Genomic DNA, 15,179 nt, shown 5'->3' on the forward strand with positions numbered 1-15,179 from the left:
CGGGCTCAGCCCCGCGCGTCCTTCTCGCCCGCCGCCCGCGTGTCCTGAAAATCGAGGCTGCGGCATGAAAATCGCCGAGAAGTCCTGAAAATCGAAGCTGTGGCAGGGTTTTGGGGTTATCCGCTGCCGTAGGTTCGATTTTCAGGACAAACGGAAGGGGCGGGGCCAGACGGGGCGGGCTTCTCGTCGTTTGTGTCCGGCGGTACGGGTAAGCTGGTTCCAGGCGAGAAGGACGGAGGGTCCCATGGCAGAGATCAGGTGCCCGCACTGCGGCGAGGTGTTCCAGGTAGACGAGACGGAGTACGCGCAGATCGCGCGCCAGGTGCGCGACGCCGAGTTCCAGCGCGAGCTGGCGGCACGCGAGCGGAGCGCCGAGCGCGAGCGCGAGAGCGCCGTCGAGGCGGCCGTGGCGCGCGCACGCCAGGAGTCGCTGACGGAGTCCGCGCAGAAGGATGCAGAGATCGCGCAGCTCAAGGCCCGCGTCAAGGAGAGCATGGACGCGCTGGCCCTGGAGCGTGCGCAGGCCGAGAAGAGCCTCGCCGAGCAGCTCTCCGAGCGCGAGCGCCAGATCGCGGAGCTCCGGGCCCGCCTCGAGGCGCGCGAGTCCGCCTTCGACACCGAGAAGAGCCTCGCCGTCGCGCAGGCCACCGGCGAGCAGGACCGTCGCATCGTGGAGCTGGAGGGGAGCCTGCGCGCCGCCCAGCTCGAGCGCGAGCAGACGGAGGCGACGCTCAAGCAGCAGATGGCCGAGCAGGCCCAATTCAAGGACCAGACCATCCGCGACCGCGAGGATGAGATCGAGCGCCTGCGCAGCCAGCGCTCGCGCCTCTCGACCAAGCTCATCGGCGAGACGCTCGAGCAGCACTGCGAGATGGAGTTCAACCGCTGGCGCGCCACGGCGTTCAGAAACGCCGAGTTCCACAAGGACAACGACGTCGTGGACCACTCCAAGGGCGACTACGTCTTCCGCGAGGTCGACGAGGACGGCGTCGAGGTCGTCTCCATCATGTTCGAGATGAAGAACGAGGACGAGGCCTCCGCCGCGTCCAGCCGCCACAAGAACGCCGACTTCTTCAAAAAGCTCGACCAGGACCGTCGCAACAAGGGCTGCGAGTACGCGGTGCTCGTCTCGCTGCTCGAGCCCGAGAGCGAGCTCTACAACACCGGCATCGTGGACGTGTCCTACGAGTACGAGAAGATGTACGTCATCCGCCCGCAGTTCTTCATCCCCATGATCACCCTGCTGAGAAACGCCGCCGAGAACGCCCACTCCTACCGCCGCGAGCTCGCCGAGGTGCGCCAGCAGAACCTCGACATCACGCACTTCGAGGACGCGCTCGAGGACTTCAAGGAGCGCTTCGGCAAGAACTACGAGACGGCGTCCCGCAAGTTCCAGGCCGCGATCGATGAGATCGACAAGACCATCTCCCACCTCCAGAAGGTCAAGGAGAACCTCACCTCGTCCGAGAACCAGCTGCGCCTGGCCAACAAGAAGGCAGACGAGCTCACCATCCGCAAGCTCACCTGGAAGAACCCCACGATGCGCGAGAAGTTCGAGGAGGCTCGCGCCGCCCGCGGGCAGGAGGGCGACGAGCGCGAGGCCGTGGAGCCCGACGCCGTGGAGTAGGGCCCGCGTCCCGGAGGTCGCCAAGTTGCCCGAACGCTACAATTGCGTGCGGACACGCAACGAGAGAGGGCACGGATGAACCTGGACGAGCTGGGGATCGGCAAGGACGCGATCGTGGCGTCGGTTGACTGCGACGAGCCGTCGCTGCGCCAGCACATCCTCGACATGGGCCTCACGCCGGGCGTGGAGGTCACGCTCATGAAGCGCGCCCCTATGGGCGACCCGCTGGAGATTCGCCTGCGCGGCTACGAGCTCACGCTGCGCCGCGACGACGCCGCGCACATCGCGCTCACGCAGGTGCACGACATGCACGACCTCCCGCAGGGCCGTGAGCGCCTGGAGGCCTCGGAGCACCCGGCCATCGGCGAGAAGTACGCGCCGCGCGCGGCCGGCACGGCCATTCCGGAGGGCCGCCCGCTCAAGCTGGCGCTCGCCGGCAACCAGAACTGCGGCAAGACCACGCTCTTCAATGCGCTCACGGGTTCCAACCAGCACGTGGGCAACTTCCCGGGCGTCACCGTGGACCGCAAGGACGGCCAGATCAAGGGCCATCCCGAGGTCACGGTCACCGACCTCCCGGGCATCTACTCGCTCTCCCCGTACACGAGCGAGGAGGTGGTCTCCCGCCGCTTCATCCTCGAGGACGACCCCGACGCGATCATCGACATCGTGGACGCCACCAACATCGAGCGCAACCTCTACCTGACGCTCCAGCTCATGGAGCTCGACCGACCGATGGTGCTCGCGCTCAACATGATGGACGAGCTCACGGCCAATGGCGGCACCGTGAGCGTGAACCGCCTGGAGGCCGCGCTCGGCATCCCGGTGGTGCCCATCTCCGCCGCGCGCGAGGAGGGCATCTCGGAGCTCGTGGAGCACGTGCTGCACGTGGCGCGCTTCCGTGAGCACCCGGGTCGCGTGGACTTCTGCGCGCCGGACGGCCCCGACCACGGTGCCCTGCACCGCTGCATCCACGGCATCTGCCACATCATCGAGGACCACGCCGCCGCGGCCAACCTTCCGGTGCGCTTTGCGGCCACCAAGCTCATCGAGGGCGACTCCCTGGTGATGGGCGCCCTCGGCCTCGACCAGAACGAGCTCGACGCCGTGGAGCACATCATCTGCCAGATGGAGGGGGAGAGCGGGCGCGACCGCATGGCGGCGCTGGCGGACATGCGCTTCTCGTTCATCGAGGGCGTCTGTGCCGAGTGCGTGGTCAAGCCGCGCGAGAGCCGCGAGCACGCGCGCTCGGTCGCTGCCGACCGCATCCTCACGGGCAAGTACACCGCCATCCCGGTCTTCGTCGCCATCATGGCGCTCGTCTTCTGGCTCACGTTCGACGTCATCGGCCAGCGGCTCTCCGACCTTCTCGCCCTGGGCATTGACTGGGTGACGGCGCAGGTCGACGCCGCGCTCACGGCCTTTGGGCTCAACCCCGTGGTGCACAGCCTCGTGATCGACGGCGTCTTTGCCGGCGTGGGCAGCGTGCTCTCCTTCCTGCCGATCATCGTGGTCCTCTTCATCCTGCTCTCGATCCTCGAGGACTCCGGCTACATGGCGCGCGTGGCCTTCGTGATGGACAAGCTGCTGCGACGCCTGGGCCTCTCCGGCCGCAGCTTCGTGCCCATGCTCATCGGCTTCGGCTGCAGCGTGCCCGCCATCATGGCCACGCGCACCCTGCCCTCCGAGCACGACCGCAAGATGACGGTCATGCTCACGCCGTTCATGAGCTGCTCGGCCAAGGTGCCGGTCTACGCGCTCTTCTCGGCCGCGTTCTTCCCGGAGTGCGCGCCGCTCGTCATGATCGCCCTCTACCTCATGGGCATCGTGGTGGGCATCCTCGTGGCGCTCGTGCTCAAGGGGACGGCCTTCCGCGGCGACCCGGTGCCCTTCGTGATGGAGCTGCCCAACTACCGCATGCCCGCGCCGCGCACCGTGGCGCGCCTGGCCTGGGACAAGGCCAAGGGCTTTGCCACCAAGGCGTTCACGATCATCTTCGTGGCGAGCGTGGTGATCTGGTTCCTGCAGACCTTCGACGTGCGGCTCGACGTGGTCTCCGACCAGTCCCAGAGCATGCTCGCTGCGCTGGGCGCCCTGCTGACGCCGCTCTTCGTGCCGCTCGGCTTTGGCAACTGGCGCGCGGCGGCGGCCCTGGCGGCCGGTTTTGGCGCCAAGGAGAACGTCGTGGCCACGCTCACGGTGCTCATGGGCGGTTCCACCGCTGGCCTGCCCGAGCTCTTCTCGCCGCTCACGGCCTTCTCGTTCCTCACGTTCACGCTGCTCTACACGCCGTGCGTGGCCGCGGTGTCCGCGGTGAAGGCCGAGCTGGGGACGCGCATGATGTGGGCCGTGGTCGCCATGCAGTGCGGCGTGGCCTGGGTCGTCGCGCTGGTGGTGCGCCTCGTGGGGATGGCCCTCGGCCTGGCCTAGGGTCGTGCGCTCGCGGTCGCCCGGCGCGCCAAAACGGGTACACAAACGCTATGGCGCAGCTTACCCGCAGCTGACGCCGGGCGCGTAACGTAGTGCGCCGACCAGAAGGAGAGACCATGGCAGACGAGAAGGACGACGTCCTCGGCACCACCTACCACCGCGGTCCCGTGATCCTGCGCGGGCCCATGATCCCCGAGAAGACCACCACGACCAACCTGCTCGAGCCGGAGGCAGATACCGACTGGCTGCACATGGACCCCTGGCGCGTCCTGCGCATCCAGGCCGAGTTCGTGGACGGCTTTGGCGCGCTCGCCGAGCTGGGCCCGGCGGTCACCGTCTTTGGCTCGGCGCGTACGCCGCGCACCGACCCGATGTATCGCGCCGCACGCCACGTGGGCCGCAAGCTCGCGCAGGAGGGCGTGGCCGTGATCACGGGCGGCGGCCCCGGCATCATGGAGGCCGCCAACTGTGGCGCGGCCAAGGCCGGCGGCAAGTCGGTGGGGCTCGGCATCGAGCTCCCGCACGAGCAGGGCATCAACAAGTGGGTGAACCTGGGCATGACGTTCAGGTACTTCTTCGTGCGCAAGACGATGTTCGTGAAGTACTCCCGCGGCGCGATCATCTTCCCCGGCGGGTTTGGTACCCTTGACGAGGCCTTCGAGCTGCTCACCCTCGTGCAGACGCACAAGGTGGCGCGCACCCCGGTGGTGCTCTTTGGCTCCGAGTACTGGGGCGGGCTCATGGAGTGGATCGAGGGCACGGTTCTGGGCGCCGGCAACATCTCGCCGCTCGATCCCGAGCTCGTGGTCGTGACCGACGACGAGGACGAGGCCGTGCGCGTGGCGCTCTCGGAGATGCGCCGCTAGGCCGGTCGGCGCGTGGGGAGGAGAAACGTGGACGAGAAGGACGAGCGACCGACGCTGCGACGCCGTCGCGCGGCCGTGGTCGCCGTGCTCGTCGCGCTGATCGCCCTTCTCGCCGTCCTGTGCTGGCACGGGCTCCCCGAGCTCTACTCCTGGCTCTCCGACGTCTCGGCGGTGCGCGCCCTCGTGGCGGAGCATCCCGTCCTGTCGCGCCTCGCCCTCGGCGGCGTCAACGTGCTCCAGATCGTCTGCGCGTTCCTCCCGGGCGAGCCGATCGAGCTGGCGTGCGGCTACGCGTTCGGCTTCGTCGAGGGCACGCTCGTGTGCCTCGCCGCGAGCGCCGTGGCGTCGGGCGCGATCTTCCTCGCGGTCCGGCGCTGGGGCTGGTCGCTCGTGGGGCTCTTCTTCGACCGGAGTCACCTCGAGCGCTTCCACTGGCTGCACAACACGCGCCGGCTCGAGCTCGTGATGCTGATCGTGTTTCTCATCCCCGGCACGCCCAAGGACTTCCTCACCTACTTCGCCGGGCTCACGAGGATGCGGCTCGCCCACGTGCTCGCCATCACCACGCTCGGGCGCATCCCCTCGATCGTGACGTCCACGGTGGCGGCGTCGGCCTTCGGCGCCGGCAACTACGCCCTGGCTGCGGGCGCGGTCGTGGTCGCCGTCGCGCTGGCGGCGGCGGGCGGCCTGCTGTATCGGCGATTCGAGAGCGCGGTGCGGGAGTAGGGCGGCGCTAGAACGTCGCCATGATCTTCTTGATGGCCTCGGCGGCGACGGCTTCGTCCGGGCCCTCCACGCGCACGACGATGTGCTCCCCGGAGCGGATCCCGAGCATCATGAGCTCCATGGGCTGCGTGACGCCCAGGGAGCGCCCGGCATGCTCCAGCGTCACGGTGCTGCGCCAGCGCTGCGCCTCGCTCGCGAGCAGGACGGCGAGCTGGACGTGCAAGCCCAGCGGGTCGGTGATGTCACACGGGATCTCTACCATGGTTCCTCTCGGGGGATGAGGCGACGCTCCAATCGTAACGCTACGACGCGCAAGGCGCCACGTCGATAGGGGAGTCGCCGAGCGTCGACATGGCCATCGGCGGACGGTGGCGTTTGGCCGGTGGGCGCGCTACCATGGGCGCATGGCAGACTACCAGCGCATATCCCACGGCTTCGAGCCCATCTTCGACGAGCGGAGCCGCGTGCTCGTGCTCGGGTCGTTCCCCTCGGTCCTCTCGCGCGAGAACCGCTTCTACTACGGCAACCTGCGCAACCGCTTCTGGCGCGTGATGGCGGACGTGCTGGGGGAGACCGAGCCCGCGGCGGACGACATCGCCGCCAAGCGGGCGATGCTGCTGCGCCATGGCATCGCGCTCTGGGACGTGATCGAGAGCTGCGAGGTGCGCGGATCCTCCGACGCCTCCATCCGCGACGTCGTCCCCGCGGACGTGGCGAGAATAACCCGCGTGGCGCCGGTTCGTGCCGTGGTCTGCAACGGCGGCACGGCGGGCCGCCTCTATCGTCGCTGGCTGGAGCCCGTCACGGGCCTGGCGGCCGAGGTGCTGCCGTCAACGAGCCCGGCCAACGCCGCCTGGTCGCTGCCGCGGCTCACCGAGCGCTGGCGCGAGGTCCTTCTCGCCGCGCTTGCCACCAAATAACGCACAAAGTTTGCTTCAGCTATGCATATTCCCAGTTGGAAATAACGCACTTGTCGAATTTTGTGCGTTATTTCCCCGGGTCTTAGCTAGACGCCGAGAAGAGCCTCGACCTCGGAGCGCGTGGGCATCGCGGGGATGGCGCCGCGCTTGCGGACGCAGAGCGACGCCACGGCGTTGCCCAGGCGCGCGAAGCCCGCGGCGTCCTCGACCGTGACCTCCGCGGCCACCTTGCCGCTCTCGCAGAAGCCAGCGAGGAAGCCGCCCCAGAAGGAGTCTCCGGCGCCCGTGGCGTCCACGGCGTCGGCGGGAAATCCCGGCACCGTGGCGCCGCCGTCGGCAGTGCGCACGTACGCGCCGCCCGCGCCGAGCGTCACGGCCACGACCTTGGGGCCGGCCGCCAGCAGCGCCGCGGCCGCGGCCTCCGGGTCGTCAAAGCCCGTGAGCAGCGCGCACTCCTCGTCAGAGAGCTTCATGAGGTCCATCTGCGGCACCACCGCGCGCATCTGCTCCACGGCCGCCTCGACCGACGGCCAGAGGTTCGCGCGGTAGTTGGGGTCGTAGGAGAGGGTGCAGCCGGCCTCGTGCGCGCAGGCGAGCGCGGCGAGCGTGGCCGAGCGCGCGGGCTCGTCGGTGAGCGAGAGCGAGCCCACGTGGAAGACGCGGGACGCAGCGATCACGTCGCGCGCGAGCTCGCCCTCGGTGATGCGGGTGTCGGCCCCGGGCTTGCGCGCGAAGGAGAACTCGCGCTCGCCGTCAGGCGAGAGTGCCACGAAGGCCAGCGTCGTGAAGGCGTCCGGGTCGCTGATCAGCCCCGTGGTGTCGATGCCCTCCCGCTCCAGCGTGGCGCGCAGGAACTCGCCGTGCATGTCGCAGCCGACCTTGCCGAGAAACGCCGTCTCGTGGCCGAGCCTCTCCAGCGCCACGAGCACGTTGGCCGGCGCGCCGCCGGCGTTGCGCTCGAAGAGGCGCTGGCCGTCCGCGGAGGTGCCGGCGTCGGTGAAGTCGATGAGAAGCTCGCCCAGTGCGGAGACGGAGAACATAGCGTGGTCCCTTCGGTTGCGGAATCGATTCCACACCCATTATGGCGCTCGTCCACCGGCCGCGCGGCTCTTCTCGGCAAGCGGCGCGATCGACGCCGGGGCTAGCGCGTGGAGTTCCTCGTCACGACCTCGTAGCCCATCCTGACCTTGCGGGGCACGTACTCCTCGCCGGACATGAAGCCCACGAGCATGCGCGCGGCCTCGAGGCCCGAGGTCTTGTAGTGGTTGTGGATGGTGGTGAGGGTGGGCGTGACGATCTGGGAGATCTCGGAGTCGTCCACGCCGGTCACGACGACGTTCCCGGGCACGGCGCGCCCGTACTCGCGCAGGCAGGTGAGGGCGCCGTAGGCGATCGAGTCGGTGGCGCAGACGATGGCGTCGAGCTCGGGATAGTCCTCGAGCAGCGCCTCGGCCTGCTCGTAGCCGGAGTCCACGGTGAAGTCCGCGATGCGCAGGGCGCGCTCGGGCACCTCGAGGCCGGCCTCGGCGCACGCGGCGAGGAAGCCCTTGCGGCGCATCTGGCCCACCGCGACGTCCTCCTCGAAGACGCCGATGTAGGCGGGGTGACGCGCGTCGCGCAGCGCGACGGCTGCCACCTCGCGCATGGCCTCGTAGTCGTCCTGGTAGACGCAGGAGCAGAAGTCGACGTCCTGGTCGAGCACCACGATGGGCACGGGTAGGGCGGAGATGGCATCGCGGTGCTCGGGGGTGATGACGGTGGCGATGAGGATGGCGCCGTCCACCTGGCTCTTCTCGGCAAAGAGGCGCAGGAAGTCCACCTCGCGCGCGGCGTCGTTGTCTGTGTTGGCGAGAAGGACCTGGTATCCGGCCTCGTTCAGGACGAGGGTGATGCCCGCGACCATCCGGCTCACGGAGGCGGAGTTGATCTTGGGGATGATGACGCCCACGACGTCGGTCTTGCCGGTGCGCAGGGACTTGGCCTGGCGGGAGGGGACGTAGCCGGTCTTCTCGATGACGCGGCGGATGGCGGCGCGCTTCTCCTGGGAGACGTAGCCGTCGTTCAGGTAGCGCGAGACCGTCGCGCGCGAGACGCCTGCCATCTGGGCAATCTGGTTGATGTCCATGTTAACGTTAACCTCCTCGTCCACCACGAGTTTAGCGCATGGGACGCGGCGACCCGGTATCATGTTCGCAGAAGGTCACCCAACGAGGAGGGACAGAGCATAGCAGTGCCGGGCAAGGCGGGGCGCGTCGTGGCGGGCGTCATCGTGGTCGCCATCATCGCGATCGGCGTCATCATGGGGTTCAACCCGTTTGGCAGCAACGTCCCCGAGGGCGTCGACACCGACGTCGCCGAGGTCCGCAGCGTCACCATGAGCGGGGAGGACTACGAGGTCGTGGACTACAACGACGTACTCTACGAGCTCTCCCCGGACGTCTGCGAGGTGTTCGTGCTGGACGAGGACGTCACCCGCCAGTTCATCTCGCGTGACCGCAACACGCTCTGGATCACCGAGGACACGGCCGAGAGGATCGGCGTGGCCGACGCCGCCTCCGAGTAGGCCGAGCCGCTGGCCGAGCGCTGGCGCCCGCATAACCTGGCCGAGCGCCTCCCGTCTGCGTTGCCTCTAGAATCGCATCAGGGACAGACGGAGGGGAGTGCCACATGATCGAGCGCGACGGGCTGGCCGTGCGACTGCTGCACGCCTGCATGGAGGTCATCGCCTCGGAGGACGAGTTGGCGGGTCTCGACGTGGCCGGCGGCCACATCATGGTGGAGGTCGCCTCCGCGATCAGCAGCTCGGTCGCCGCGTCGACCGGCGACGTGCTCGACCTCTTCGACGACGCCGCCCGCGCGGTCTCGCGCCTGGGCGTCTCGGGCGGCACGGTGGAGTTCTGGGACGCGTGGCTCGAGGGCCTCGCCGAGGGTGCCCCCGGGAGCGACGAGATGACGGTCGACGAGCTCAGGGCCATGCTCTCGCTCGGACGCGACGAGGTCGCGCGGGCGCTCGAGTCGGGGCTCGGTGACGCCGCGGCCCTCGAGGTCCTTGTCGCCGTCTGCGACGCCGTGGCCGCGAGCGAGGACGAGCTCGACCTCTTTGACGACGCCGCCGACGCTGCGGAGGGGGCCACGGAGGGGTCGACGAGCGTCGCCGCCGTGTCCGCTGCGCGCTTCCTGCGCGGGCTCGCCCAGGCCTAGCCCAGCCACCACCTGAAGTCCCAGGCCGCGAGCTCGAAGGTCTCGAACTCGCTGCGCTCCCCGGTCACGAGGTCGGTGTACTCGCCGCGCTCCGGCATCCAGAGCGTGCGCCCCTCGTCGCTGAAGTTGAAGACCGCGTGCAGGGTCCTCTCGCCCGCGCGTCGCCTGACCCAGAGGACCGAGGGGTCGCTGTACCCCACGACCGACATCTCGGCGTCCGCGTCGAAGACGCCCTCCGTGCGGCGGACCTCCTCGAGGCGCTGGATCGCGTCGTAGATGCGCTGCTGGACGCTGCCGGGCTCGTCCGTGCGGTCCACGAGCGACCAGTCGAAGCGCCCGCGGTGGATGTAGCGGGAGTCGTCCGCGCGCTCGGGGTCGTCATGGTAGGTGTAGTCGTTCACCTGGCCAACCTCGTCGCCGCTGTAGACGATCGGCAGGCCGGACTGGCTGAGCAGGTAGGCGTGGAGCATGACGTCCTTGCGGATGGCCACGTCCATGGCCTCCGCGTCGCCGGCGAAGCCCGCCGCCTCGACGCCGCACATGGAGGCCGTGGTCGCGCAGAAGCGTGCGTCGCCGGTCACGGGGTCGGCGTTGTAGAGCTCGCCGCGGGAGACGCTGCCCTCGGTCAGCCCCTGGAAGTAGGCGTTGAGGTAGCGCTTGTGCGGGACCTCCTCCATGCCCCAGTCCGAGAGCGTCGCGTAGTCGAGCCCCCACCCGATGTCGTCGTGGCAGCGCAGGTAGTTGAGGAAGGTGTAGGTGCGCGGCAGGCCGCAGACGGCCTCGAGCTGGCGGCGCAGCAGGCGCGTGTCGCGGCAGGCCACGCTGTTCCAGGTGGTGGCCATCGTCGTGACGTTGTAGAGCATGTGGCACTCGGGCTTCTCGACCGTGCCAAAGTAGGGCACGACCTCCACCGGCGCCATCACCACCTCGCCGAGAAGGACGATGCCCGGGCACACGATCTCGCCGATCATGCGCATCATGCGCACGATGGTGTGGACCTGGGGCAGGTTGCGGCAGTTGGTGCCGAGCTGCTTCCAGATGTAGGGGACGGCGTCGATGCGGATGACGTCCATGCCCTGGTTGGCCAGGAAGAGGAAGTTGTACATCATCTCGTTGAAGACGCGGGGGTTCTTGTAGTTGAGGTCCCACTGGTAGGGGTAGAACTGCGTCATGACCGACTGGCCAAGCTCCGGCAGGTAGGTGAAGTGGCCGGGCGCCGTGGTGGGGAAGACCTGCGGAACGTCGCGGGTGTAGCGGTCGATGAGGGCCTGGTCGCCGGTGAAGAAGTAGCGGCTCATGTACTCGCCCTCGCCGGCGCGCGCCCGGCGGGCCCACTCGTGCTCGTCGGAGGTGTGGTTCATGACGAAGTCCATGCAGAGGCTGATGCCGAGCTCGTGGCACCTCTCGGCGAGGTGGGCGAGGTCGTCCATCGTGCCCAGCTCGGGCTTGACGCGGCGGAAGTCGCTGACCGCGTAGCCGCCGTCGGAGCGGCTGCGGTCGGCGGGGGTGTCGAGGAACGGCATGAGGTGGAGGTAGTTGACGCCCGTCCGCTCGAGGTAGTCCAGGTTGTCCTCCACGCCGCGGATGGTGCCGGCAAAGTTGTCGATGTACATCTGCATGCCGAGAAGGTCGCGGTCACGGTACCACGCGCGTCCCTCGCGCCGGGCGTCGAGGGCCCTGAGCGCCTCGGGACGCGCGTCGTAGAAGGCCTTCATCTGGTCGCAGAGCTCGGCGAACATCGCGCCGTTGTCGTAGAGCTCCATGTAGAGCCAGCGCAGCTCGTCGTGGTGGCGACGCAGGCGGCGGAGGAACGCGGAGTCGGAGCGCGCCCGCGCGGCGGAGCGCTCGAGCGGCTGGCGGGCGCGTCGCGTGCCGGTGGTCGCGCGCTCGTTCTTCTCGTTGGCCATGGTCGGTCACCCCTCTGACTGGAAACGTTCTCACATCCATAGGCATTCTAGCCCGCGGGGCCGCTCGGGGGGAGGGAAATCCCGTGAGCGGATGCGGCGGCGCCCGGCGTCCCTCCCACTCAACCCAGCGTTTAGAGAGGGGGGTCTATTCCAGACGTCACGTGCGTATGTGCAACCATGGAAAGGCTGCGTGGCGTTCGAACGGTCGAGGAGGGGCTGTGAACATAAAGCAGGTCAGATACGTCTGCGCCATCATGGACCTCGGGAGCTTCTCGGCCGCCGCCGCGCGCGAGGGCGTCTCCGTGCAGGCCGTCTCCAAGGCCATGTCCGAGCTGGAGTCCTCGCTCGGCGAGCCCCTCTTCGAGCGCCGCAGCGCCGGCGTCTCCCCCACGCCGCTCGGCCGCGCCTTCGCCGTGCGCGCGCGTCGCGTGCTCGACGAGTGGGAGGCGCTCGAGCGCTTTGCGAGCGCGCCCGCCGCCGTGGCGAGCTCGCCGTTCCGCATGGGGTTCTGCTGCCCGGCGTACCCGGGCGTCGACCGGCTCGTCCGCCTGATCTCCACGGTGACGGGCAAGGTGCTCGGCCGTCGCGTCGACGTCGAGCTGCTGGAGTGCGCCGAGGGTCTCGACGCGCTCCGCGCCGGGCGCGTGGACGGCCTCATCACCGTGGGCACGCTCGAGGCGGACGACGTGGCCTGCACCCCGCTCGGGACCGTCTCCTCCGACGTCCTCGTCCCGCTGGACCACCCGCTCGCCGCCAAGGGCGAGGTCACGCTCGACGAGCTCGCGGGCTATCCCGTGCTCTATCCCTGCAACTTCGACCACTACTGCCACGCCGTGGTGGACGAGTACCTCAAGCGCGGCCTGCGATCGGAAGTCGTCCGGTTCTCGGTGGGCGACGCGGTCCCCGAGCCCGTCGCCGACGAGCGGTGCTACTCGTTCATCTTCGTCGGCAACATCACGGGCGCGCCCGAGGGCTTCGTCATCCGCCCGCTCGTCCGCGGCGACGCCCTGTCGGTGCCCATCTGCCTCTCGACGCTGCGCGGCCCCGGCGGCCTCGACCATGTCTCCTTCCGGCGTGCCCTCTCGCGTCTGAGCCTCTTCGCGTAGGGGATTGTCGTCCTTCTCGCCCGCCGCCCTGCCCTCCGTGTGCCGCCCTGTTCCGGCCTTGCGCCGAGTGTACGAGTTTCGATTCTCTATCCCTATGGCGTCTCCTTTCAACCTGCGGAAACGCGGCGCTCGTAGTGGGGCGGCGTCCCAAACAGAGCGCTAACTCGTACACTCGACGAGAGGGGTGGCCCTGCCGCCCCGGCGGAACGTCCGCAACCCAAACGCAACCGCACGTTGCGCGATAGGTGGTGGGCGCAACCGCGCAGCTCGGCTACAGTGGGGCAAAGTCGGCGAAAGGAGGGCGTCATGATCTATGGAATGGGGCCGATGGAGCTCGTGATGATCTTGTTCCCGATCCTCCTTGGCAGGGTGGTGCCGTGGGTCCTCTTCATCGTGATGGTGGTCCTCGCCATCCGCTGGTTCCTGCGCCAGGAGAAGGCCGACAAGAGCCCCGAGACCGTGGCCGCCCGCCGCTCGCTCGGTGAGGTGCTGCGCGAGCGCCGCGAGGGCTGCAAGATGACGCAGGAGCTCGTGGCCGAGAAGCTCGGCGTGAGCAGGCAGGCCGTGTCCAAGTGGGAGCAGGGCAAGACGGAGCCCTCGACGACGAACCTCGTGAAGCTGGCGCGCCTCTACGGCGTGGACCCCGCCGACCTTCTGCGCGAGGTCAAGGAATAGCACCCGCGCCCTCTCGGGTATAACGAACGTGACGGACCAGCCCGAGAGGAGAGCACCATGAACGAGGCCATCAGGGCCATGGAGGAGCGCCGCAGCGTGCGCGCCTACACCGACGAGATGCCGGAGCGCGAGAAGATCGAGGCGGTGATCGAGGCCGGCCTCTGGGCCGCGAGCGGCATGAACCGCCAGGGCCCCATCGTCGTGGCGGTCACGAACAGCGAGCTGCGCGACCGGCTCTCGGCCATGAACGCGGACATCATGGGCCGCCCCGGCACCGACCCGTTCTACGGCGCCCCGGTCGTCCTGGTCGTGCTCGCCCCGCGCGACCAGCCCAACCGCGTCTACGACGGCAGCCTCGTGATGGGCAACCTCATGCTCGCCGCTCATTCGCTCGGCCTGGGCAGCTGCTGGATCCACCGCGCCCGCGAGGAGTTTGACACGCCCGAGGGCAAGGCCATCCTCGCCGAGCTGGGCGTCGAGGGCGACTACGAGGGCATCGGCCACTGCATCCTGGGCTACCCCGCGGAGACCCCCGAGGCCAAGCCGAGAAACGACGGTCGCGTGTTTTACGCGGAGTAGGCGCGGGACGGTCGGGCGTTCTGCTAGCCTAGGAAGGCGCCGGGTTCTTCTCGGCGCCTTTTTCCGTTGACGGGAGTGAGCAACGTGGATCTGAGCCAGGCCATAGAGTGCGCGAGCGCCCTGACGTTCCCCGGGTTCCTCGTGGACGACGCCTCGCTCGCGGCCGAGCGCACGCGCAACGAGGACGCGCTCGTCACGCTGATGGCCGCCTGGCGCGACGCCGACGCCGGCAGGGAGCCCTGCGACTTTGGCCTCATCCGCGAGCTCGCCGACCGCAACCGCGACGTCTGCGACCGCTACGGCATCGAGCGCCTGCGCGACGTGAACCCCACGTGCCTCTCGCGCTCCCTCTCCAACTCCGAGCTCGTCCACGCCGTCGCCGTGCTCCAGCACCGGACGGACGCCCAGGTGAGCGCCCTCGCCGGCCCGGACGCGCGCGACCTCAACGTGGCGTGGGTGGACGCGCCGGTCTCGGGCATGGTCGTGGGCATCGACATCGAGACCACCGACCGCGACCCCTCGCGTGGCTACATCATCAACGTGGGCCTGGAGTTCATGACCGTGGGCCCCAAGGCCAAGCCGCACGACCCCTTCGCCGGCTACTTCGGCCTGCCCGAGATGTACGCCGAGAAGGGCGTGCCGCTGGCGGACATCCACAAGATCGAGTGGTCCGACCTCGAGGGGCGTCGCCCGTTCCGCGAGGACAGGCAGGTCCAGGCCGCGCTTCTCGCCGCCCTCACGGCCTACCCGTTCATGGCGCACAACGCCGCCTTCGAGGACTCCTGGTTCATGCTGCACATCGACGGCTACGCCGAGGCGCGCAAGGCGGGTCGCGTGGTGCCCATCGACACGCGCGACATCTGCCGTCGTGTGGACCCCGAGACCAAGATCTTGCCGCACGAGCAGCGTCCCGCCTCGCTCGAGAGCTGGGCGCGCCGCCGCGGCACGCTCAAGGCGGGGGAGTCCGAGCGTCACCTCGGCCTCGATGACGTGGAGCTCATGCTCGCCACGGTCCAGGCGGAGTTTGCGGCGCGCAACATGCTGTAGGGGTGCGACCGCGCGCCCTTCTCGCCTGCGCTCTTATCGCAAAAAAGGAGGCGGGGCCCCGAGGGACCCCGCCGTCTCGTCTGGATTGCCGAGAA

The 15,179-nt window shown here is 69.0% G+C and carries 15 protein-coding genes; 11 read left to right on the plus strand and 4 right to left on the minus strand.

The annotated features are described in order from the left end of the window. The first annotated feature begins 244 nt into the window (after nucleotides 1-244). The 4 genes from B5F73_RS03050 (at nucleotide 245) to B5F73_RS03065 (ending at nucleotide 5,649) form a co-directional block, all read left to right on the plus strand. Nucleotides 245-1,627 carry a DUF2130 domain-containing protein gene (locus B5F73_RS03050; RefSeq protein ID WP_087226258.1) on the plus strand — a complete coding sequence of 461 codons (1,383 nt, stop codon included), beginning with the start codon at nucleotides 245-247 and terminating at the stop codon, nucleotides 1,625-1,627. A gap of 75 nt (nucleotides 1,628-1,702) precedes the next feature. Continuing rightward, on the plus strand, nucleotides 1,703-4,057 hold the full coding sequence (feoB, locus tag B5F73_RS03055) for a ferrous iron transport protein B (RefSeq protein WP_087226261.1): 2,355 nt from the start codon (nucleotides 1,703-1,705) through the stop codon (nucleotides 4,055-4,057). Nucleotides 4,058-4,173: 116 nt separating this feature from the next. Beyond that, nucleotides 4,174-4,923: a TIGR00730 family Rossman fold protein gene (locus tag B5F73_RS03060; protein ID WP_087226265.1), complete on the plus strand. Its 750-nt coding sequence runs from the start codon at nucleotides 4,174-4,176 to the stop codon at nucleotides 4,921-4,923. Between the two features lie 27 nt (nucleotides 4,924-4,950). Continuing rightward, nucleotides 4,951-5,649, plus strand: a complete 699-nt coding sequence (locus B5F73_RS03065; RefSeq protein WP_239379781.1) for a VTT domain-containing protein — start codon at nucleotides 4,951-4,953, stop codon at nucleotides 5,647-5,649. A 7-nt stretch (nucleotides 5,650-5,656) separates the two neighbouring features. Here B5F73_RS03065 and B5F73_RS03070 read toward each other — a convergent pair whose 3' ends face one another. Then, complete coding sequence (locus B5F73_RS03070) at nucleotides 5,657-5,911, minus strand: HPr family phosphocarrier protein (RefSeq protein WP_087226268.1); 255 nt, start codon at nucleotides 5,909-5,911, stop codon at nucleotides 5,657-5,659. 142 nt (nucleotides 5,912-6,053) lie between these two features. Between B5F73_RS03070 and B5F73_RS03075 the strand changes: the two genes are divergently transcribed. Then, nucleotides 6,054-6,569 carry a DNA-deoxyinosine glycosylase gene (locus tag B5F73_RS03075; protein WP_087226823.1) on the plus strand — a complete coding sequence of 172 codons (516 nt, stop codon included), beginning with the start codon at nucleotides 6,054-6,056 and terminating at the stop codon, nucleotides 6,567-6,569. Between the two features lie 86 nt (nucleotides 6,570-6,655). On the opposite strand, the gene B5F73_RS03080 is transcribed toward B5F73_RS03075, so the two are convergent. Together B5F73_RS03080 and B5F73_RS03085 are read right to left on the minus strand one after the other, a co-directional pair. Beyond that, a complete protein-coding gene (locus B5F73_RS03080; RefSeq protein ID WP_087226271.1) occupies nucleotides 6,656-7,609 on the minus strand; it encodes a carbohydrate kinase in 954 nt (317 codons plus the stop codon). A gap of 101 nt (nucleotides 7,610-7,710) precedes the next feature. Next, on the minus strand, nucleotides 7,711-8,694 hold the full coding sequence (locus B5F73_RS03085; RefSeq protein WP_087226274.1) for a LacI family DNA-binding transcriptional regulator: 984 nt from the start codon (nucleotides 8,692-8,694) through the stop codon (nucleotides 7,711-7,713). A gap of 105 nt (nucleotides 8,695-8,799) precedes the next feature. Here B5F73_RS03085 and B5F73_RS03090 point away from each other — a divergent pair, with 105 nt between their 5' ends. Then, nucleotides 8,800-9,132, plus strand: a complete 333-nt coding sequence (locus B5F73_RS03090) for a hypothetical protein (protein WP_087226277.1) — start codon at nucleotides 8,800-8,802, stop codon at nucleotides 9,130-9,132. A gap of 104 nt (nucleotides 9,133-9,236) precedes the next feature. Then, a complete protein-coding gene (locus tag B5F73_RS03095; RefSeq protein WP_087226280.1) occupies nucleotides 9,237-9,770 on the plus strand; it encodes a DAK2 domain-containing protein in 534 nt (177 codons plus the stop codon). Here the strand turns inward: B5F73_RS03095 and B5F73_RS03100 are convergent. Next, nucleotides 9,767-11,677, minus strand: a complete 1,911-nt coding sequence (locus B5F73_RS03100; RefSeq protein WP_087226283.1) for an alpha-amylase family protein — start codon at nucleotides 11,675-11,677, stop codon at nucleotides 9,767-9,769. The genes B5F73_RS03095 and B5F73_RS03100 overlap by 4 nt on opposite strands. Before the next feature lie 218 nt (nucleotides 11,678-11,895). On the opposite strand from B5F73_RS03100, the gene B5F73_RS03105 reads away from it, so the two are divergent. The 4 genes from B5F73_RS03105 (at nucleotide 11,896) to B5F73_RS03120 (ending at nucleotide 15,084) form a co-directional block, all read left to right on the plus strand. Continuing rightward, the gene (locus tag B5F73_RS03105) at nucleotides 11,896-12,783 is read left to right on the plus strand and encodes a LysR family transcriptional regulator (RefSeq protein WP_158094747.1); all 888 of its coding nucleotides are present in this window, start codon (nucleotides 11,896-11,898) and stop codon (nucleotides 12,781-12,783) included. A 306-nt stretch (nucleotides 12,784-13,089) separates the two neighbouring features. Beyond that, nucleotides 13,090-13,458, plus strand: a complete 369-nt coding sequence (locus B5F73_RS03110; RefSeq protein ID WP_239379782.1) for a helix-turn-helix transcriptional regulator — start codon at nucleotides 13,090-13,092, stop codon at nucleotides 13,456-13,458. Nucleotides 13,459-13,515: 57 nt separating this feature from the next. After that, nucleotides 13,516-14,037: a nitroreductase gene (locus B5F73_RS03115; RefSeq protein WP_087226289.1), complete on the plus strand. Its 522-nt coding sequence runs from the start codon at nucleotides 13,516-13,518 to the stop codon at nucleotides 14,035-14,037. An 84-nt stretch (nucleotides 14,038-14,121) separates the two neighbouring features. Beyond that, entirely contained in the window at nucleotides 14,122-15,084 is a 963-nt protein-coding gene (locus B5F73_RS03120; protein ID WP_087226826.1) for a DNA polymerase III subunit epsilon, read from the plus strand. Nucleotides 15,085-15,179 lie beyond the last annotated feature (95 nt).

Origin of the sequence: Olsenella sp. An270 (genome assembly GCF_002159735.1) — a bacterium.
Taxonomy (GTDB): Bacteria; Actinomycetota; Coriobacteriia; order Coriobacteriales; family Atopobiaceae; genus Thermophilibacter.

Excerpts from the sequence above, each read along its gene's own strand:
- B5F73_RS03050 (WP_087226258.1), top strand. The coding sequence starts at position 245 with ATGGCAGAGATCAGGTGCCCGCACTGCGGCGAGGTGTTCCAGGTAGAC.
- feoB (WP_087226261.1), top strand. The coding sequence starts at position 1,703 with ATGAACCTGGACGAGCTGGGGATCGGCAAGGACGCGATCGTGGCGTCG.
- B5F73_RS03060 (WP_087226265.1), top strand. The coding sequence starts at position 4,174 with ATGGCAGACGAGAAGGACGACGTCCTCGGCACCACCTACCACCGCGGT.
- B5F73_RS03070 (WP_087226268.1), bottom strand. The coding sequence starts at position 5,911 with ATGGTAGAGATCCCGTGTGACATCACCGACCCGCTGGGCTTGCACGTC.
- B5F73_RS03075 (WP_087226823.1), top strand. The coding sequence starts at position 6,054 with ATGGCAGACTACCAGCGCATATCCCACGGCTTCGAGCCCATCTTCGAC.
- B5F73_RS03080 (WP_087226271.1), bottom strand. The coding sequence starts at position 7,609 with ATGTTCTCCGTCTCCGCACTGGGCGAGCTTCTCATCGACTTCACCGAC.
- B5F73_RS03085 (WP_087226274.1), bottom strand. The coding sequence starts at position 8,694 with ATGGACATCAACCAGATTGCCCAGATGGCAGGCGTCTCGCGCGCGACG.
- B5F73_RS03095 (WP_087226280.1), top strand. The coding sequence starts at position 9,237 with ATGATCGAGCGCGACGGGCTGGCCGTGCGACTGCTGCACGCCTGCATG.
- B5F73_RS03100 (WP_087226283.1), bottom strand. The coding sequence starts at position 11,677 with ATGGCCAACGAGAAGAACGAGCGCGCGACCACCGGCACGCGACGCGCC.
- B5F73_RS03110 (WP_239379782.1), top strand. The coding sequence starts at position 13,090 with ATGATCTATGGAATGGGGCCGATGGAGCTCGTGATGATCTTGTTCCCG.
- B5F73_RS03115 (WP_087226289.1), top strand. The coding sequence starts at position 13,516 with ATGAACGAGGCCATCAGGGCCATGGAGGAGCGCCGCAGCGTGCGCGCC.